This is a genomic window from Bartonella sp. CL162QHHD, from assembly GCF_042195435.1.
Lineage (GTDB): Bacteria > Pseudomonadota > Alphaproteobacteria > Rhizobiales > Rhizobiaceae > Bartonella.
Genome location: NZ_JBHIOG010000061.1, coordinates 15,021 through 34,468, shown reverse-complemented (window position 1 = coordinate 34,468; position 19,448 = coordinate 15,021). Strand labels below are relative to the sequence as shown.

The 19,448-nt window shown below is 39.1% G+C and carries 18 protein-coding genes; 11 read left to right on the top strand and 7 right to left on the bottom strand.

Features of this window, described 5'->3' with window-relative positions; genetic code table 11:
* The first annotated feature begins 67 nt into the window (after positions 1-67).
* The 4 genes from ACFILD_RS05820 to rpsP all read left to right on the top strand — a co-directional run bounded on the left by ACFILD_RS05820 (position 68) and on the right by rpsP (position 3,268).
* Entirely contained in the window at positions 68-724 is a 657-nt protein-coding gene (locus ACFILD_RS05820; RefSeq protein WP_273790076.1) for a carbonic anhydrase, read from the top strand.
* A gap of 230 nt (positions 725-954) precedes the next feature.
* Positions 955-2,523: a signal recognition particle protein gene (gene ffh, locus ACFILD_RS05815; protein ID WP_375659824.1), complete on the top strand. Its 1,569-nt coding sequence runs from the start codon at positions 955-957 to the stop codon at positions 2,521-2,523.
* Positions 2,524-2,547: 24 nt separating this feature from the next.
* Positions 2,548-2,877, top strand: a complete 330-nt coding sequence (locus tag ACFILD_RS05810) for a chorismate mutase (protein WP_273790075.1) — start codon at positions 2,548-2,550, stop codon at positions 2,875-2,877.
* Between the two features lie 16 nt (positions 2,878-2,893).
* The gene (gene rpsP, locus ACFILD_RS05805) at positions 2,894-3,268 is read left to right on the top strand and encodes a 30S ribosomal protein S16 (RefSeq protein ID WP_273787601.1); all 375 of its coding nucleotides are present in this window, start codon (positions 2,894-2,896) and stop codon (positions 3,266-3,268) included.
* Positions 3,269-3,404: 136 nt separating this feature from the next.
* Here rpsP and ACFILD_RS05800 read toward each other — a convergent pair whose 3' ends face one another.
* Entirely contained in the window at positions 3,405-3,620 is a 216-nt protein-coding gene (locus ACFILD_RS05800; RefSeq protein WP_375664879.1) for a DUF1674 domain-containing protein, read from the bottom strand.
* Positions 3,621-3,703: 83 nt separating this feature from the next.
* Between ACFILD_RS05800 and htpX the strand changes: the two genes are divergently transcribed.
* The 3 genes from htpX to ACFILD_RS05785 all read left to right on the top strand — a co-directional run bounded on the left by htpX (position 3,704) and on the right by ACFILD_RS05785 (position 7,972).
* Entirely contained in the window at positions 3,704-4,750 is a 1,047-nt protein-coding gene (gene htpX / locus ACFILD_RS05795) for a zinc metalloprotease HtpX (protein ID WP_375664878.1), read from the top strand.
* A gap of 47 nt (positions 4,751-4,797) precedes the next feature.
* A complete protein-coding gene (locus ACFILD_RS05790) occupies positions 4,798-6,162 on the top strand; it encodes an RsmB/NOP family class I SAM-dependent RNA methyltransferase (protein ID WP_375662792.1) in 1,365 nt (454 codons plus the stop codon).
* A 64-nt stretch (positions 6,163-6,226) separates the two neighbouring features.
* Positions 6,227-7,972 carry a heparinase II/III family protein gene (locus ACFILD_RS05785; RefSeq protein ID WP_375643052.1) on the top strand — a complete coding sequence of 582 codons (1,746 nt, stop codon included), beginning with the start codon at positions 6,227-6,229 and terminating at the stop codon, positions 7,970-7,972.
* 930 nt (positions 7,973-8,902) lie between these two features.
* Here the strand turns inward: ACFILD_RS05785 and ACFILD_RS05780 are convergent.
* The 3 genes from ACFILD_RS05780 to ACFILD_RS05770 all read right to left on the bottom strand — a co-directional run bounded on the left by ACFILD_RS05780 (position 8,903) and on the right by ACFILD_RS05770 (position 12,526).
* Positions 8,903-9,055, bottom strand: a complete 153-nt coding sequence (locus ACFILD_RS05780; RefSeq protein WP_273790070.1) for a DUF1127 domain-containing protein — start codon at positions 9,053-9,055, stop codon at positions 8,903-8,905.
* Between the two features lie 349 nt (positions 9,056-9,404).
* Positions 9,405-11,024 (bottom strand): bifunctional phosphoribosylaminoimidazolecarboxamide formyltransferase/IMP cyclohydrolase, encoded by a 1,620-nt coding sequence (gene purH / locus ACFILD_RS05775; protein ID WP_375659682.1) that lies wholly within the window; start codon positions 11,022-11,024, stop codon positions 9,405-9,407.
* Between the two features lie 719 nt (positions 11,025-11,743).
* Positions 11,744-12,526 carry an SURF1 family protein gene (locus tag ACFILD_RS05770; protein ID WP_375664877.1) on the bottom strand — a complete coding sequence of 261 codons (783 nt, stop codon included), beginning with the start codon at positions 12,524-12,526 and terminating at the stop codon, positions 11,744-11,746.
* 297 nt (positions 12,527-12,823) lie between these two features.
* On the opposite strand from ACFILD_RS05770, the gene rpmB reads away from it, so the two are divergent.
* From rpmB to ACFILD_RS05755, 3 genes are all read left to right on the top strand, one after another.
* Complete coding sequence (gene rpmB, locus ACFILD_RS05765; protein ID WP_273787609.1) at positions 12,824-13,141, top strand: 50S ribosomal protein L28; 318 nt, start codon at positions 12,824-12,826, stop codon at positions 13,139-13,141.
* Positions 13,142-13,262: 121 nt separating this feature from the next.
* The gene (locus tag ACFILD_RS05760; RefSeq protein WP_375662793.1) at positions 13,263-13,946 is read left to right on the top strand and encodes a VUT family protein; all 684 of its coding nucleotides are present in this window, start codon (positions 13,263-13,265) and stop codon (positions 13,944-13,946) included.
* A 1,143-nt stretch (positions 13,947-15,089) separates the two neighbouring features.
* Complete coding sequence (locus ACFILD_RS05755; protein WP_375630741.1) at positions 15,090-15,284, top strand: HaeIII family restriction endonuclease; 195 nt, start codon at positions 15,090-15,092, stop codon at positions 15,282-15,284.
* A 48-nt stretch (positions 15,285-15,332) separates the two neighbouring features.
* Here the strand turns inward: ACFILD_RS05755 and cobT are convergent, their stop codons facing one another.
* The 3 genes from cobT to ACFILD_RS05740 form a co-directional block, all read right to left on the bottom strand.
* A complete protein-coding gene (gene cobT / locus ACFILD_RS05750) occupies positions 15,333-17,228 on the bottom strand; it encodes a cobaltochelatase subunit CobT (RefSeq protein ID WP_375664876.1) in 1,896 nt (631 codons plus the stop codon).
* A gap of 14 nt (positions 17,229-17,242) precedes the next feature.
* On the bottom strand, positions 17,243-18,223 hold the full coding sequence (gene cobS / locus ACFILD_RS05745) for a cobaltochelatase subunit CobS (RefSeq protein ID WP_273790065.1): 981 nt from the start codon (positions 18,221-18,223) through the stop codon (positions 17,243-17,245).
* Between the two features lie 201 nt (positions 18,224-18,424).
* A complete protein-coding gene (locus ACFILD_RS05740) occupies positions 18,425-19,045 on the bottom strand; it encodes a J domain-containing protein (protein ID WP_273790064.1) in 621 nt (206 codons plus the stop codon).
* A gap of 124 nt (positions 19,046-19,169) precedes the next feature.
* On the opposite strand from ACFILD_RS05740, the gene ACFILD_RS05735 reads away from it, so the two are divergent.
* Positions 19,170-19,442 (top strand): BolA family protein, encoded by a 273-nt coding sequence (locus ACFILD_RS05735; protein ID WP_375622119.1) that lies wholly within the window; start codon positions 19,170-19,172, stop codon positions 19,440-19,442.
* The last annotated feature ends 6 nt before the right edge of the window (positions 19,443-19,448 follow it).

Below are 19,448 nucleotides of genomic sequence, written 5' to 3'. Positions count from 1 at the left end.
ATGTTAATAGTTTGTTTTTTAAAATATACAAAATAAAAGTAAAAAAAGAAGCAAAAGTAAAGAGAGAATGGCGCGTTTACCAGAAAGACTTTTAAGTGGTTACCAAAACTTTATAAACAATCATTTTTTATATAAAATAGCAGATTATCAGCAATTGGCGATTGAGGGGCAGAAACCTGAAGTTTTGGTCATTGCTTGTTGTGATTCGCGTGCAGTACCAGAAATGATTTTTGATGCTAAGCCAGGGGAAATTTTCACCCTGCGCAACGTGGCGAATGTGGTTCCTCCTTTTTCTCCTGATGACCAATATCACGCAACATCAGCAGCTCTTGAATATGCTGTGCAATTGCTTGAGGTGAGACATATTGTCGTTTTTGGTCATGCCCATTGTGGAGGCATTCGTACTGCTCTTAATGAGACATATAAATCTTTATTATCAAATGATTTTATCGGTCAATGGATAAGTCTCTTAGCACCAGCAGCAGAAATCGTTTTGAATAATAAGTCGCTGTCTTGGCCAGAAAAACAGACGGCATTAGAGCAGCTTTCTATTCGCCATTCGTTGAGAAATTTAGAGACGTTTCCGTGGATTAAGCTTCGCAAAGATCAAGGTTTTTTGACATTGCATGGGGTTTGGTTTGATATCTCTAGCGGAAAATTATGGAGCATGGAACAGGAAACAGGTTGTTTTATGCGTGTTGAAGTTGAAAGTTTTGAAGTATAGTATTTGTTGTTTTTATTTCTTCGTATAAAAAGATATTTTATGATAAAACTTGACAAAGCTGGGGTTTTATTGTTTGAAGGAGCAAGCTTTCAGTGACAAAATTAACTTGGAGCCACCGACTGAGACCCCAGTTTAAGGGTATAAAGAGATCTCAGAGGTCAACATCCGACGGCGCGATGCGTTCTCGGATGCTATTTTGGTTTGTTTGTTATGCAACAATGAGGTAAATGATGTTTGAATCCTTGCAAGAGCGACTTGGTTCTATCCTGTCTCATTTGACGGGACGTGGCGCTTTATCGGATCAGGATGTTGTAGAGGCGCTGCGTGAAATTCGTCGCGCTTTATTGGAAGCTGATGTTGCTCTTGATGTTGTGCGCTCTTTTACCGATAGAGTTCGGGAAAAAGCTGTTGGGGCCGAAATCGTTAAATCAATTAAACCAGGCCAAATGGTGGTTAAAATTGTTCATGATGAATTGGTTCATATTCTTGGAAATGAAAGCGTTCTGAGTGATTTAAATGCACCAGCTCCAGTTGTTATCATGATGACTGGTTTGCAAGGTTCCGGAAAAACAACTACAACAGCAAAGCTTGCAAAACGTTTTACTGATAAGCACAATAAAAAAGTTCTCATGGCGTCATTAGATACACGCCGTCCCGCTGCACAGGAGCAATTGCGCCAATTGGGAGAGCAGGCAAAACTTGCAAGCTTGCCTATTATTGCGGGTCAGCTGCCCGTTGATATTGCATCACGTGCCGTGCAGGCTGCTAAATTAGGTGGTTATGACGTGCTTCTTCTTGACACAGCAGGACGTAATCATATTGATGAAGCTTTGATGCTCGAATTGGCTGAAATTAAAGCATGTTCCCTTCCTCATGAGATTATGTTGGTGGCTGATAGTTTGACGGGGCAAGATGCCGTTCATCTTGCTCGTTCTTTTGATGAGCGTGTAGGGATTACGGGGATTATTTTAACACGGATGGATAGTGATGGGCGTGGTGGCGCTGCTCTTTCTATGCGTGCTGTTACAGGTAAACCAATTAAAGCAATTGGAACTGGTGAAAAAATAGATGCTTTAGAAGAATTTCATCCCAGTCGTATTGCTGATCGTATTCTCGGAATGGGGGATATTGTTTCTTTGGTTGAAAAAGCTGCTGAAACAATGGATCATGAGAAAGCTGCTGCTTTTGCAAAAAAAATGCAAGCCGGAAAATTTGATCTGAATGATCTTGCAGAACAGTTGCAGAAAATGAAAAAACTGGGTGGAATGGGCGGTATTATGGGCATGTTGCCAGGAATGGGGAAGGTCAAAGATCAGATTGCGGCTGCGGGGTTTGATGATCGTTTGTTTGATCGTCAATTGGCCATTATTTCATCTATGACACCCAAAGAGCGGGCGAATCCAGAGCTTTTAAAACATAGCCGCAAACAACGAATTGCTAAGGGGTCTGGTACGACAGCGGCTGATATTAATAAACTTTTGAAGATGTATCGCCAAATGGCTGATATGATGAAAGCCATGGGTGGTAAAGGAAAAAGTGGTTTTATGGGAAAGATGTTGGGAGGCCTTGGTTCCAAAATGGGTTTTGGTGGTATGGGAAACTTGGGAGGGGATTCTCCAGCTATGCCGGATTTGTCGGGATTGGATCCAAAGCAATTCTCAACGCTTCAAAAGCAAATTGAAAATGGTAATGGAGGGAAGCTCTTGCCCGGACTTCCCAAGCGTGGACCTACTTTTCCTGGTCTTTCCAATGGCATTGTCGATGGGGGAAATTTTCCTCAGCATCCTAAGAAAAAATAAGATGTAAAGAGGGAAAGGAATATAATGCAGGAAACAGTATTAAACGAATTGGCACATTTACGAGCATCCATTGATAATTTTGATGCAACTTTGATTCATATCTTAGCAGAGCGGTTTCGTTGTACGAAAGCTGTTGGGCGCTTAAAAGCCCGTTATGATTTGCCTAAAGTAGATCCTCTGCGTGAGCAATATCAGGTAGCGCGTTTGCGGCAATTGGCTATGGATAGTGATCTTGATCCTGATTTTGCTGAAAGATTTTTAAAATTTATTATTAAAGAAGTTGTGAGTCATCATGAAGTTATTGCTGAAGAGCAAAAAACAAAAAAAGTCAATTTAAACGAAAGCCAGAGCTGACAATAGGAGATAAAATATGGCATTGAAAATTCGTTTGTCCCGTGGAGGTTCAAAAAAACGTCCTTACTATCATATCGTCGTTGCAGATGTTCGTAGTCCGCGCGATGGGCGGTTTCTTGAACGTGTTGGTGCATGGGATCCAATGTTGCCTAAAGATGGACCGAGGGTGAAACTTAATGAAGAACGTATCCAATATTGGCTTGGGCAAGGGGCTCAACCAACAGATCGCGTTTTACGGTTTTTAGATGCAGCTGGCTTGAAAAAGCGTCCAACTCGTAATAATCCACATAAAGGTGAACCGGGTAAAAAAGCACAAGAACGTATAGCAGCAGCAAAGCAAGCAGCAGAAGAAGCAGCGGCAGCGGCTGAAGCAGAATCTGCTTCAGCATAAGAAGCATGATTGTTTAATCAATGTGTTTTTAAAAGCTTTAGAAAAATAAATATTATCCGTTTTTGTCTATCAAAAACGGATTTTCATTAAAAAGCTGCTTGTTTAAATTGCGCCGTTTTTTTTTAAATCAATGGTTTTAAAAATCAATGGCGCGGCCTTTAATTTCCCAGTCTCCATAGCGGGAAGGGTCTTTGCCGCCGCGTCCGCCGTTTTCTAAAGGTTGTTCTTTTTTTGCTGCGCGTTTTCGTCTTTCTTCAGCTTCTTTAAGGGCGCGTTGTGCTGCGGGAGAAAGAGATTGCTGTTTAACGAAAGTTGCATTTTTTTTGCTTGTTTTCTCATCTTTTTTATTCATTTTACACCTATTCCATTGAAGAAGCAGAAAGAAAACACCATCATATAGTATTGATTGACTTTTATCATGGAGTTTTTTGAGTAATGAATATAATGCGTACAGCTATGCTTTTGGCTTTTTTAACTGCTCTCTTTATGGGAGTTGGTTATCTTGTTGGAGGGGGCGGTGGCATGGTCATTGCTCTTTTGATGGCAAGTGGTTTAAACTTTTTTTCTTATTGGAATTCAGATAAAATCGTTTTACGCATGTACGGGGCGCGTGAAGTTGATCAGCATTCAGCACCAGTTTATTATAAGATTGTAAGCGATTTAGCACAAAAGGCTTCTCTTCCTCAACCAAAGGTTTATGTTATTGAGAATGCACAGCCAAATGCTTTTGCAACGGGACGTAATCCGCAAAATGCAGCTGTTGCTGCAAGTACTGGGTTGTTAGAGCGGTTAAGCGCTGAGGAAATTGCCGGCGTTATGGCGCATGAGCTCGCACATATTGAGCATCGTGATACGTTAACAATGACTCTGACCGCAACGATTGCAGGGGCAATTTCAATGCTTGGTAATTTTGCTTTCTTTATGGGAGGACAGCGTAACTCTTCAGAAGGTTCTCATGGCGCTGGGGCAATTGGAGGATTTATTGCATTGCTCGTGGCGCCTTTTGCAGCGATGCTGGTGCAAATGGCGATTAGTCGTACACGGGAATATGCTGCGGATCGGAGAGGGGCTGAAATATGTGGTAATCCTTTATGGTTGGCTTCGGCATTGCGTAAGATTGCTGATGGGGGACGTGGGGTATATAATGAAGAAGCAGAGCATAATCCAGCAACCGCGCATCTGTTTATTATTAATCCTTTGAGCGGTGAGGGAGCGGATAGTCTTTTTTCGACACATCCAGCAACTGCAAATCGTATTGCTGCTCTTTATCAGCAAGCAGAAGAGATGAAAGGGGCTCTTGCCAAAAGTGTGGGATGGAATAAAGAAGACGCTATACATGAAAAAAGCAGCGGGATGAACTATGGAGATTTTCATAGTGGTCAGGCTCATGCATTAGGTGAGAAAGAAAATAGTTCTTTTCAGCGTGTTACAAAACGTCCTTCTTGGCTTCGTTATGAAAATTCAAAAAGATCTCGTTCATAGAATTATTGAGGGAGCTCTTGAGAAAACTGTGATATAAAGGTGGTGGTTTGAAACACAAAAAAGCGGGGCATGTGTCTGAAAAAAATGTTCCAGGATTAGCTGTTCGACAGGTGTGTGTGCGTCTTTTGGGGGCGGTAGTTGATAAGTACACGCCTCTGTCTGGTTTGACGGATAATGAACACGGACATCCACAATATTTGAAGCTTTCACAACGAGATCGTTTGTTATGTCGGGCTATTTTAACAGCTTCATTGCGTCATCGAGGGCAGATTATGGCGGCTCTCTCACGCTTTTTGGTGCGTCCTTTGCCTTCACAAGCACTTTCACTTCAGCATCTTTTGCATATCAGTGTTGCACAAATTCTTTATCTTGATATTCCCGATCATGCGGCTATTGATTTAGCTGTGCGTGTGGCGAAACTTGATCCTCGAATGCGCCGTTTTTCAGGGGTGGTGAATGCTCTTTTGCGCAATGTTGCACGTGAGGCAGAGCCTTTACGTCAACAAGTTCCTACCATTGAAGGTGTGCCAGCGTGGTTTGGACAGCTTTTAATATCAGCTTATGGAACAGAAAAGGCACATCAGATTATCGCAATTCAAAGTGTGGAACCTCCTTTCGATTTGACAGTGAAATCTGATAGTGGTGGATGGGCTGAAAGGCTTGGCGGTGTGGTATTGCCCAATGGTTCTGTTCGATTGAAGCGTCTGGAGTGTTCTGTTTCTGATTTACCAGGCTATCGTGAAGGGTCTTGGTGGGTCCAAGATTTTGCAGCAGCTTTGCCTGCTTGTTTACTTGGGAGTATTGAGGGTAAACGCGTTGCTGATCTTTGTGCGAGCCCTGGGGGAAAAACAGCACAATTGGCTTTGCAAGGGGCAGAGGTGACAGCAATTGAGCTTTCTGCTAACCGCGTAAAGCGTTTAAAAGAAAATATGGAACGGCTTCATTTTTCAGTTCACATTTGGCAGGGCGATGTGAGAAATTTCTATCCCACACAGCTTTTTGATGCAGTTCTTCTTGATGCTCCTTGTTCTTCTACAGGAACAATCCGTCGTCATCCGGATATTTTATGGACGAAATCGAGGGAAGATATCGTCAAGTTAGTGGCGTTGCAATATGATTTGCTTGTCGCAGCAATTTCTTTGGTAAAGGAGGGGGGACGGATTGTTTTTTCCAATTGTTCATTGGCAAGAGAAGAAGGTGAAGATCTTATTGAAAAAATTTTATCGACACGCAATGACATTGTTTTAGACCCTATTTATCCAGAGGAAATGGGAGCACTGGAACATTTGCTTTGTGGGGGGATGTTACGGACAACGCCTGCGGATTTTTGTCATAAAAATTTTGATGCTGAGAAAACCGTATTTTTAGGAATGGATGGTTTTTTTGCTGCGCGCTTACGAAAAATTGCTTAATTAACGCTTCATTTACAAAAATGGTCGAAATTGTATTTGATTCAGCATAAATGGAGATAAAATTTTGGCGGTTGCGGTAAAAGCTCCTCAGGTAAAAGTGGCAGCCTGTATCGATACGATACAGAATGTTATGCGGCGTTTATGGGTTGGACCATTGTTTCGTTGGCGGTTTTCAGGGTTTCGTCCTCATAAAATTTTAGCGCATCCCATGGATTTGCATGTAGCTGATCCGATGATGGCGCATGAATTTTATCATGGTCGTTTTGCTTTTGCTGGTCACATTGTTCATTCTGGTGCTGTTTCTCCGTTTTCATTGGTTCCACCAACGCTAGAATGGGAAGCGGCTCTACATGATTTTCATTGGTTGCGCCATATGGAGGCAGCAGGAAGTGATTTAGCTTCTGCACATGCACGCTCTCTTTTAGAAGACTGGTTTGACCATGCTGGTAAGAAGGTAAAAGGGCTTGCTTGGAGTGATCCTGTTGTGGCGCGGCGCTTGATTTCATGGATTTGTCATTCGAAAATGTTGTTAGAAGGGGCAAGTGAACGGTTTGAAAAACGCTTTTTACGTGCACTTGGTTTGCAATTTCGTTATTTGCGCGTAACAATTTGTAGTATGGAGCACAATGATCAACGTTTACAAGCAGCAGTGGCTTTGACATTCGCATCTCTTGCTTTGCCTGTTTCAGCGGCAGTGAAAAAAAAGGTACAAACCACACTTATAGAGGAGCTTTCCCGTCAAATCCTAGTTGATGGTGGGCATATTTCCCGTAGTCCTGTTATTTTGCTGAATTTGTTATCGGATTTATTGTCGTTACGGCATCTTTTTATGCGTAGCAATGAAACAGCACCCCGTATTTTGATTGATTCTGTTGAGCGTATGTTGCCAGCTTTACGATTCTTTATCCATGAGGATCAAACGTTGGCCCATTTTAATGGGGTTGGTCCCCTTGTATCGGAACGGTTATCATCACTTTTGGAGCTTGATGAAACAGGAGGACATCCTTTTAGTTATGCCCGTTATTCAGGATTTCACCGCTTAAAAGCCAATCAAACAACAGTGCTTGCAGATACAGGAAAGTTTCCACCCCGCTCTGTAGCACAGCAGGCTTGTTCGGGGTGTTTGTCTTTTGAAATGTCTTCACAAGGGCACCGTTTTATTATCAATACCGGTGTTAATCCTGATGGGCGGGAAGATTATCGACATTTAGGGCGTGTTACTGCAGCACATTCAACAGCTACGCTTAATGATTGTTCAGTAGGTGCTTTTTATCATAAAAAGAAAAATGGCGCGCCATTTTTGTTTGATGGACCAACAGATGTTCAAGTGTGCCGTATAGAGGATTCAGAGAAGACGGGTTTTATTGCGAGTCATAATGGTTATATGCGACCCTTTAATCTTATTCATGAGCGTGGTCTTATTTTGGCGACAAATGGAGATATGATTGAGGGTTTTGATCGCTTTTTTATGCCCAATAAAGGGGGAAAGAGACACAAGAGTGTGCAAAATGAAAAAAATCATGTTGCTGTTCGGTTTCATCTTCATCCACAAGTTGAAGTTAACTATGATGGCAAACGTGTATGTTTAACCGTAAAGAATGAGAACGTGAAGAGCGAACAAGTATGGTATTTTATATCGCCTGACGCAGATATTTGTCTTGAAGATTCGATTGATTTTGCAGAATTAACAGGTCCACAACGGACACAACAGATTGTTTTATATTTTCGTCCAGCATTTCAGGAAAAAGTTCGTTGGCGTTTTATCCGTAAAGCGTTTGATAAAAAATTAGAACATTATTCCAACCCATAGTATATTGCGTTTTATCTTGCGTGTCGCAAAACATTATCGTTTATTGTGGTAATATTCTCAAAATTTGAAGATCATATCAATTTTATACATGAAGAGTTTTGTTAGAGTATGGGTTGGATGTTTTTAGGCAAGGTTTGCTCATAGAATCTCATGAGGTGATGCTAAAAGGGATTGGCTCCAGAAAAAAAGTTTTTGGAAAGACCATTGTTGACAGATGAGTACTGGTTAAGGATCTTCATATCTTTAAAGATATGGAGAGAAAATTAAGCCGTTGCTTATCTTCGATAAGTTTTTAAGTGTGCTGTTGGGATCAATATTTATCTCTGAGAGAGTTGCATTAATAGGGCTACACTCCTCACGAAAAACAGAGCGCTATTGTATTGTATATTCACGGACTTATTTTAAAGAAAAATTCCTTAATGCTTCCAAGCCTATTTTGCGACGATGCCCGTGATGGGTATAACGGTAAATCCATTAAGCACCCCCCATCTTTATGCTTATGAAGGAGCAGTTCGGCACTATCACACTATTTATCAGTGCCCAATGTTTGTAACAGTTCTTGGCACTAGAGATGGTTCATAAGAGGCATTTTTAGCCTTTTCTTAATAGTTTTTATCCATACAGCTCTCCCCGCTTGTAACGTGCAGGCGAATGGTTTTGGTTGATTCAACATACATAGATTTTAAATGGAAGAATCTCACGGTATTCGGAGTTCTAATTCAATATGAATAACGCTAAATTATCATTATAAATCAAATGTTGTATATCACAGAAACACTGAAAATTTGAGAAACAATACACAGCAATGGCTGAGAAAAACAACTCTTCTGCTCTTTATTATTATTATACTACAAATGAAGGCGTAATAACAAATCACAAAATGCACGCTTTTTCAGAGCAAAGCATTCTCTCAAATATCTCAAACAACTTTCATAAAGATTTACGCGAATAACGTCGTGCAATTGAATCAATATCACCTCGACAAATTCCAAGATCGCTGAGTTCATATGTTGAAAGACGACTTAACGCATTAACGGTTCGACGATAACGGCGCCAATTACTATAAAAACGTAGAATATTCATATCCTCTACTCAAACTTTTCATTACACTCTTTAGTTTAAGAATAGAGCATATTACTAAAAAGAGTTGTGTTATAATATCATAACAGGTATGCATCTACATACAAGATAGCATCCCTTTAACATTTTCCTCATGTGAAAGGGCAACCATTAAAAATATCAACAAGAACAATATTCTTTCCCTAAACAATGGCTAAATTATGTGCATTTTCTTCGGTGATAAACTTCTTCACGTGTAGATTCTTTGGATTGAATAACTTCTTCCATTTCAATAGTTATCAATAGTTATACGATGATTATGAAAAATTCCTTGAAACATTTGTCTTATACGAAGAGGGAATCAGCAAAATTATTAATGGCGGAAGTGTCGTGTTCCTGTAAAAACCATTGCTAAACCCTGTGCATCAGCAGCGGCGATAACTTCTTCATCACGCATGGAGCCTCCTGGTTGAATAATTGCTGTTGCCCCTGCTTCAGCTGCTGCTAATAAACCATCTGCAAAAGGAAAAAATGCATCTGATGCAACAACAGATCCTTTTGTAAGGGTTTCTGTTAAGCCTGCTCTTTGCGCACTTTCTGCTGCTTTACTTGCAGCAATTTTTGCTGAATCGATGCGGCTCATTTGTCCGGCTCCAATTCCAACTGTTGCGCTATTTTTCGCGTACACAATAGCATTTGATTTAACGTGTTTTGCTACACGAAAAGCAAATTGAAGATCACGCATTTCATCTTGAGTTGGTGCCCGCTTTGTCACTACTTGCAATTTAAGATCATCCACCACCACGTTATCACGTGATTGCACTAAAATGCCTCCTGCAAGTGTTTTCGCAAGAAGTCCTCCACAGCGTGGATCAGGAACTCCACCTGTAATGAGCAAACGAAGATTTTTTTTCTTGGCAATAATTTCACGTGCCGCCATTGTGGCATCAGGAGCAATAATCACTTCTGTGAAAATTTTAACAATTTCTTCAGCACATTCTTCATCAAGGGTTTGATTTAAAGCAACAATTCCACCAAATGCCGATACATTATCACACATAAGAGCTTTCAAATAAGCGTCTTTCAAATTTTCTCCTTCCGCAACACCACAAGGATTGGCATGTTTAATAAGAGCGACAGCAGCGGTTTTTTGCGGATCAAATTCTGCCACAAGCTCAAAGGCTGCATCTGTATCATTCAGATTGTTATAAGAAAGCGCTTTGCCTTGTAAAAGTTTTGCTGTTGCAATACCAAAACGTTTTTCATTATTGCGATAAAATGCTGCCTGTTGATGTGGATTTTCCCCATAGCGCATAACACTTTCAAGATGACCGGAAAAACTCTGCCATGATGGAATTTCAATTTTTAAATCCCGTGCAAACCACGTTGCTATTGCCGTATCATAGGCAGCGGTGTGTGCATAAGCGCGCATTGCTAGCTGATGACGCATAGATAAGCTTAAACATCCATTATGCTGCTTTAATTCAGCTAGAATCGAATCATAATCTTTTATCGCTGTTACAACACCGGTATAAGCATAATTTTTTGCCGCGGCGCGAATCATCGCCGGTCCACCGATATCAATATTTTCAAGAATCGTTTGCCCATCGGCTCCCGATAGGATCGTCTCTTCAAAAGGGTAAAGATTCACCACCAAAAGATCAATTCCATGAATGCTGTTCTTTTCCATAGCTTCCCTATGGCTAGGATCTTCTCTTACCCCTAACAAAGCACCATGAATCAAAGGATGGAGTGTTTTTACACGCCCATCCATTATTTCAGGAAATCCGGTAACTTCAGCAACATCTTTTACGGGTAAACCAGCTGCTATGAGGGTTTTTGCTGTTCCTCCTGTTGAAATTAATTCAACATTGTAAGTAGCATGAAGGGCTTGTGCAAAAGCAACCACACCCGTTTTATCAGACACAGAAAAGAGAACACGACGAACCCGATGAAGATCAGGTATGGGAAAATTTTTGGCAACAACACCCATAACAGAAGCCTTAAAAATGAAAGAGTTAAAATTCTAGTAAAACACGCTTATACGTTTATAGCATAAGCCTTTAGCAAAATACACTGAAAGGATAAACTGTCTTTTTAGAATATAGGATGCTCACCTTTTTCTATTATCCTGTAAAAACCTCTCATTTGAGGTGTGGTGATAGGTATAAAAGTCGCGTTGAGAAATTAAATGTTTTTTTTGTTGCTTATAACTCAACATCTCATCTTCATAGCAGTTGTGAAACAAAAAATGCCTCCGTATGTTCTCTGCTATATTAGCTTTTATACTATATGAAGGCGAAAGTATTGCGTATATCAATTGGAATAATCTCTGAAATGGGAAACAATCTAATGAAACAAGAATATAAAATTATAAAGGCAAAAATGAGTGCCTATCTTTCCTATCATTTTTAAATTTGGCTTTATGTTTTTCAAAAGCGTTTATGACAATGTTTTTTAAGAGTGAATTTTTTATAGAGTGGAGATAATGCATTGCTTCACATTTTTGGGCATTACATTTTTAATGAATAAACCCTCGTTTTATGATGATTTTTTAAAGAGTGTCGCGTAAATCTTTTGTGAATGGTATAAAGATCTATTGTATGCCTATGATCTTTATTTAACAAAGGCGCAAGTTGGTAGATTTTATTCTCTTTATCAGTTTTCAAGATTCTAAAAATTTTTGTTACTTGAGATGTAAGAGGTATTTTTTTAGTTTTTTTGCCGTAGCAGAAAAAGAAAACCTCCTAACACACCAGCAGCTAAAATAAACCACGTGATTGCATAAACGAGATGATTATTTCGAAAATGAATAATCGTAAGACCAACGACGGGAAGATTTGCTTGTGGAGATGTTTTTCTGGCATCAATGAAATAAGGAGCAACAGTGGACAAACCAAGTTTTTGTGCCATAGCGGGGAGATCGCGCGTATACCATAAATTCTTGTCAGGATTATTTTTACGCGGGAAAAATCCATTTTTTTCACTCATGCGTAATAAACCTATAATCATTGTTTGTTCTGTGTCCGTGGTAGAATTTTGCTGAGATGAGGCATTTGTATGCGATTTCTCTGAGTTTTGAAAATTATTACGTTCATCCATGGGGATAAAGCCACGGTTGATAAAGATCAGTGTATTATCAGCAGTTTGTAAAGGAGTCAAAACCCAATAGCCTGTAGTATTTTGAGCGGCAGCAGTGACTAAAATATTTTTATCTGTTAAAAATTTTCCTGTGATAACAACAGGTTGATATTCATATTTTTCAAAAGTAACATCTGACCATTGATTTTTTTTGGGGGCTTTTATGGGGGGTAAATGAATGCGCTGATTAGCACTGGTGATAAGATTTGTTTTCCAGTTTAACCGTTGTACTTGCCATATACCTAATGCACTGAAGAGAAGAAAAAAACAAATACATAAAGTTCCAAATAAAAAATAAGAAAAACGGCAAGAATTTCCCTGAAGCTTTGTCATGGGGGGCCCTTTTTTGCTCATGATTTATGCTTCCTTTCGGGACAATAGGCTTTTATTCTAACATGGTATGTATTTAAAAAAAACATTTTGTACGCTTTTTGGCGGAATTTGCACGTCTTATTGAGGAAAAAGATGAAAAATGAGCCCGTAAGAGATGAAAAAGGTTTTATAAAAGACTTGACCTTTTGTTGTCGACCCCCTATTAGAAAGAAACTTCCCAATGATGCCCGTTCAAGGTTGCATTGCGCGTGTTTTGCGTTCATTGTGTCCTTTGGGTATGGGGATTTGAAAGTTTCTTAGAGTTTAAGGGTGAAGTTTATGTCTCGTGCATGTGAATTGACAGGGAAAACGGTTCTGTATGGTAATAATGTTAGCCATGCGAATAATAAGACACGGCGTCGTTTTTTACCAAATCTTTGCAATGTGACATTGATTTCAGAGGTGTTACAGCAAAGTTATCGCTTGCGTATTTCAGCAAGTGCATTGCGTTCTGTTGAGCATCGTGGTGGCCTTGATGGTTTTTTAGTTAAAGCAGATGATAAAGAGTTGTCGCAACGTGCGCGTTTGCTAAAACGCCAAATCATTAAGAAAAAAGCTGAGCAAGAAGGTGAGCAAAAGGCTGAACAGGCAGCGTAATTGTTAGCGCCATTCTTTTTGGTTTATTAACGCTTTGATTTCGGTTTTCTGTTCTAGAAGTTAAGTTTTTTGCAGGTTGATCGTTTCATTTTATTTGGTTCCATATCCCAGGTTAAAAAAAATGTCTTCAAGCGGTCCTTTATTAGAACAGCAAAAGAAAAGGTATGTTGTTTTTTCTATTTTTGCAATGTGCCTTGCTGTTACGGCTTCTAATATTTTGGTTCAATATCCTGTCTATTGGTTTGATTTAAATGAGCTGTTGACTTATGGGGCTTTTACCTATCCATTTGCTTTTCTGATCAATGATTTAACCAATCGTTTTTATGGTCCATCTGCGGCGCGGCGTGTGGTTTATGCTGGTTTTTTTGCGGGGGTCTTTGTTTCTTGGATATTGGCGACACCACGGCTTGCCCTTGCTTCTAGTTTTGCATTTTTATTTGGGCAACTCCTTGATATTGTTGTTTTTACTCCTTTACGACGTAAAACATGGTGGAAAGCACCTTTAGCAGCAGCGTTGGTTGGTTCAGCTTTGGATACAGTGCTGTTTTTTGCTCTTGCTTTTTCTAGCTCGTTTTCTGTTCTTGATAAGATAACAGGGTATGCTGATAGTTCACTGGTGGAGAGTACTGTTTTGGGAGGGATAGGCATACCAGTTTGGCTATCGCTTGCTTTTGGTGATTTTTCGGTAAAAATTATTATGAGCCTGTTGATGTTGATTCCTTATGGGACAATTCTTAATATTGTAAAGCTTCCTCTTTATCAAAGTCATTCAAAGGATGATTCTTCTTTTGTTTGTCACAAATAATGATTTTTGTCTTTTTTTCATGAAGCCAAGAAAATTGTACGCTATGCTTGGTGTGGCACGTTATTTATAATGGATACTTTATCATTTGCCAACTTAAGTAAGAGTTCCAACACAAAACGCGTTTTTTATTTCAAAATTCTCTTGTGAGGAAAAGATAAAGTCATTTGTTTGAGAAGGGGCTAATATACTTTTTACAAATGATTAAATGTGACAGAAATTGCAACTGATGTTTATTAATAGATTGATTTAAAATGATAACTTATATTTTTCATTTGAGTGAAAGAGCTCAATATCATAAAATTTTACGCGTTTTAAATACTCTTATATTGAGTTAATAAAAATCATTTGCTTGCCTATGTTATAAGAGGAATTGGCGTGCGGACAACGTCATTTGAGAAAGCAATACTCTTATGAAGAGCTTTAATGTAATAGAAGTGCAATATTAGGCGCTGGAAGTATATTGATTTATCTTAAAAACATTGGAAGCTTGAAAGTAGGATTTTGCTTTTGGCTTGTAGCTTGTAAAGTAAAGGATGATTCTGGATTTTGCATTATGCCATATATGGGCGCTGTCGTGAAATAAGCTTGGAAGCAAGGAAGAATGTTTCTTTAAAGTAGGAGTGCGGATAAGATATATAATGGTGTGTTCTTTTTCGTGAATGAAGTAATATTCTTTTTTTCGTGTTTTTCTTATATTTTATGTGAGTAAAGATTTTTTCTTTTATCTAGGAGATGGGAGCTTATGTTGATAGATCACCCGTGGTGAGTACTGTTTTGGGAAGGTTAGGAACAGGTTGGCTCTCGCTTGCTTTAGCGATTTTTCGGCAAAAATCGCTATGAATCCATTTATGCTGATTCTTTTATAAAATAATTCTTAGTGTTTAAAATATCCTCTTTGGATGATTCTTTTTTTGCGTATAATAAATACAACTTTTATCTTTTTGTGTTACTGAAGGTGAAAGTCTATGCATTATATTTTCTGTGAGAGCAGCACTTTAGAGCTATGTCTAGTGGAGATATTTTTCTATATACGTGTATTTCAATATTTAAATATAATGAAATAACACAAGATCGAGACAAAAACGGGTAATTATTCAGTCTTTTAATTTGAATGGCACTCTGGGATATGGACGTAAATGAAAAATTCCAAGAAAAGTTTTATCAGTTGCACTAAAACCAGAAAGTAAAAACAAACTCATTATAATTTTTGAAGATGGTTGGAGCATTTCTTTTAGGATTCATAATGCATCCAGTAAAGTAGAAGCTTCTTTAAAGTTCGATATTCAATTTGTGGGATTATCTTCTCAGGTTGTTAGTCATCAAATTCCGATGGTTTAATGATAGAGATAATTTTTTAAATGTAATCGTTGCTGATTTAAGGCAGGTTTATTTCTTATGAAAATGAGTCCTTTTATCACTAAAAAGTATTTCTAATTGTTTTGTTATGGCGTCGGCGAGTTCTTCAGCATTCATAATTGTTACAGCACGTTGATAATAACGTGTGACGTCATGACCAATTCCAATGGCAATGAGTTCGATAGGGGAGTGTGTTTGGATTTCTTGAATCACTGCGCGTAAGTGTTTTTCTAAATAATTGCTGGCGTTGACCGATAGTGTCGAATCGTCAACAGGAGCGCCATCAGAAATGACCATGAGGATGCGACGTTGTTCACGCCGTGATAAAAGGCGTTGATGAGCCCAAATCAAAGCTTCTCCGTCGATATTTTCTTTTAATAATCCTTCTTGCATCATCAAACCTAAATTGCGTCGTGCGCGACGCCATGGGGTATCAGCACTTTTATAGATGATATGGCATAAATCATTGAGGCGTCCAGGATTATGGAGTTTGTTTTGGGTAAGCCATTGTTCGCGCGATTTGCCCCCTTTCCAAGTTTTGGTGGTAAAACCTAAAATTTCAACTTTGACACCACAACGCTCAAGAGTTTGTGCCAAAATATCAGCACAACTTGCAGCAACGCTAATGGGGCGTCCGCGCATTGAGCCAGAATTATCAATGAGAAGTGAAACAACTGTGTCCCGAAATTGGGTGTTGCTTTCCATTTTAAAAGAAAGGGGTTGCATGGGGTCAATAATTAGACGTGGAAGCCGTGCTGTATCAAGATATCCTTCTTCAAGGTCAAAGTTCCAGTTGCGATTTTGTTGCGCCATCAAGCGGCGCTGGAGACGGTTTGCTAAACGTCCAACGATGTTTTGGAGATGATTGATTTGCTTATCAAGATAACGGCGTAAGTGATCTAACTCGTTTTCAGAACAAAAATCTGTTGCTTCCAAAATTTCATCAAATTGACGGGTGAAGATTTTATAATTGCCAAGTCTTTCCATTTGTTCCGAATCAGAAAAAAGGTGTTTGGGTTTGCTCGGCTTTTCTTGCCAAGGTCCATTTTTTTGCTCGCCGTCATCTTGATCATTGTTGTTTGATTGTGTCGCTTGTGTTTTTCCGTCATCTTGCACATCACTTTCTTGTTCAGTGCTGGTTTGTTCTTCACTTTGAGCGTGTTTTTTGTTTTTACTCTCTTCTTCTCCTTGGTCTTGAGGTTCACACGCATTTTTTAATTTTTTATTGTTTTCACTGTTAGAAGCTTCAGCTTGTTGCACTGTCATTTTGAGTGTAACAAGCATTTGGCGAACAATCTGTGCAAAATCTTGTTGGTTGTAAATATGATGTGGGAGTTCATTGAGTTCTGCTGCTGCTTTTTGTTCGAGTTCTTGACGCCACAGTTCTAAGACAGGACCGGCTTCTCTTGGAGCTGCGCGCTTTGTTATTTTTTCACGCAATAAAAGTGCAATTGCTTCTTGGATGGGGGCTTCACTTTGGTTGCTAATCTTATGATAATGGGCTCTTTTGTATTTATCGGCGAGCATGATATCAAGATTTTTTGCAAGCCCCTCCATGGCTAAAGTACCAATTGCTTCAACACGTGTTTGTTCTAAGGCATCAAAGACAGCACGTGCTTCTGATTCTAGTGGAGAAAATTGCATGTGAATGCGGTTATCATGCCATGCTTTGCGCAGAGCCATGGAATCACCTAATCCGCGAGTAATGGTGATGTCTTTATTCGTTGCGTATTGAGGTAATTCTGGTAAACGCGCGCAACTTTCGCTTAAAGATGGTCGGTTATGACTAAAGGAAACTTCAAGGTTGTTTGTGCCTGCAATTGCACGCATACAGGTGGAAAGTGCTTTTTTAAAAGCTTCAATATTAAGAGTGTTGTTGGAAGAATCTTTTGCCGGATTTTTGTTGTCGCCAATATCGGTAGCCATGAGTGACAGATTCCTTAAGGCGAAACACCATGAATAAGTGATTCGGGAAGCTCTTGTCCAAAGGCGCGTTGATAAAATTCTGCAACAGTGGCACGTTCGAGTTCATCACATTTATTGAGAAAGGTTAATCGGAAGGCAAAGCCGACATCTTGAAAAATCGTTGTATTTTCTGCCCAAGTAATGACGGTACGTGGACTCATGACAGTTGAAAGATCTCCATTGATAAAAGATTGGCGTACCATATCAGCAACATGAACCATTTGTGAAATTATCTTTTTTCCTTCAGTCGTTTGAAAGGATTTGACCTTTGAACAAATGATATTAACCTCTTTATCATGGGGTAAATAATTGAGTATCGTAACAATAGACCAGCGGTCCATTTGAGCTTGATTGATCTGTTGGGTACCATGATAGAGACCAGTTGTATCACCAAGACCAATGGTGTTTGCTGTTGCAAAAAGACGAAAGGCTGGGTGTGGAGAGATGACTCGGCTTTGATCAAGTAAGCTTAGTTTTCCAGAGGTTTCAAGAACGCGTTGGATGACAAACATAACATCGGGACGCCCCGCATCATATTCGTCGAAAACAAGAGCAATATTATTTTGATAAGCCCATGGCAAAATGCCTTCTTTAAATTCAGTGATTTGTAAGCCATCTTTTAAAACGATAGCGTCTTTTCCTACAAGATCGATACGACTTACATGACTATCGAGATTAATGCGAAGACAAGGCCAATTGAGACGTGCAGCAATTTGTTCAATATGCGTTGATTTCCCTGTACCGTGATAGCCAGAAACCATTACACGGCGGTTGAAGGTAAAACCTGCGAGAATCGCTAAAGTTGTTTGCTGATCAAAAAGATAATCAGAATCGATATCAGGAACATGGGAACTTTTTGTGCTAAAAGCAGGGACTTTCAGATCTGTTTCAATATGAAATAGATCGCGAGCACAAAGTGTAATATCGGGCAAATTTTCAACGGTAAGATTTGTCATTATGTTTCTGGAAGGGAGAGGATGCTATTTATTCATTAGAAACGATACAAGAGTTAGAGTATTTATGCAATGCTCTATAATGAGAGCCTTAGATATTGAAGAAAGATTTTTTACGTATTCTATAATGTTTTGCAAAAAAAGTAACATTTTGCGCAAATAATGATGGTCTAAATGAAAATAGACTCATATAAGCGCATGTTTTCAGCACAAACCAGACTTTTTTAGCAAATTATAAGCATGTAAAACATCACGAAAGCGCTCTTCTGAAGCACGATTACCACCATTGGAATCAGGATGGTGCTTTTTTACCAACTCTTTATATTTCATTTTGATGTCTTCTGCTGAAGCGTTTGCCTGTAGTCCCAGTGTATCAAAAGCTTTTGCTTCTAAGGGCTTTAATTTTCGTGAGAATTTATTGCTTGAATGCTGCCCAGTAAAAAGCGTGAAGGGATCGCGCATACGATTTTGATAGGCAGCTGTTCCAGAGCGAATCTTTGCATAATTAGCGGCTGTTTTTTTCGATGTACCATTGCTCAGATCTGTAGGCCATGTCGGACGATGTCCTGTGAGAGCATCCTTTTGAAATTTTGCGATATCTTTATTGCTAAGACCAGAGAAGTAATTAAAATTTTTATTATAGGCGCGTACGTGTTCAATACAAAAATATAAATATTGTCCTTCGTGATTTCGACCTGCTGGTGCTTTATGGGCCCCTGTTTTTTCACAACCTTCCCACTGACACTGTTGTGCTTCTGGCTCAGCGTTTTGTTTTTTATTTGAGCTTATGCGAATTGAATCGAATAATTTAGATGTTATTGTCATATTATTGGTTTATGCAAAATTGATTAATTTTACAAGAATTGACTTTTGAAAAATTTGTTTTCACACTTATTCTATTATGAAAAAGGTGTATTTTGGCACGTTCATTTTGTTTGAGGAATGAAAAATGTTTATAGAAACAATAATCCAGAGAAAGCTTCAGGATGCTTTTCATCCGCAAAAGCTTGAAGTGATTAACGAAAGTCATCTTCATGAGGGGCATTCTCATAATGAACATGCTTTTGATGGTAAAGGAGAAACACATTTTCGAGTGAAAATTTTATCTTCTTCTTTTTCTAATATGACACGCGTAGAAATACATCGAGCGATTTATAAAGTTTTACAAGAAGAGTTAGCTACTTGTGTCCATGCTTTGGCACTTGAGGTTGAAACACTCTAATTTTTT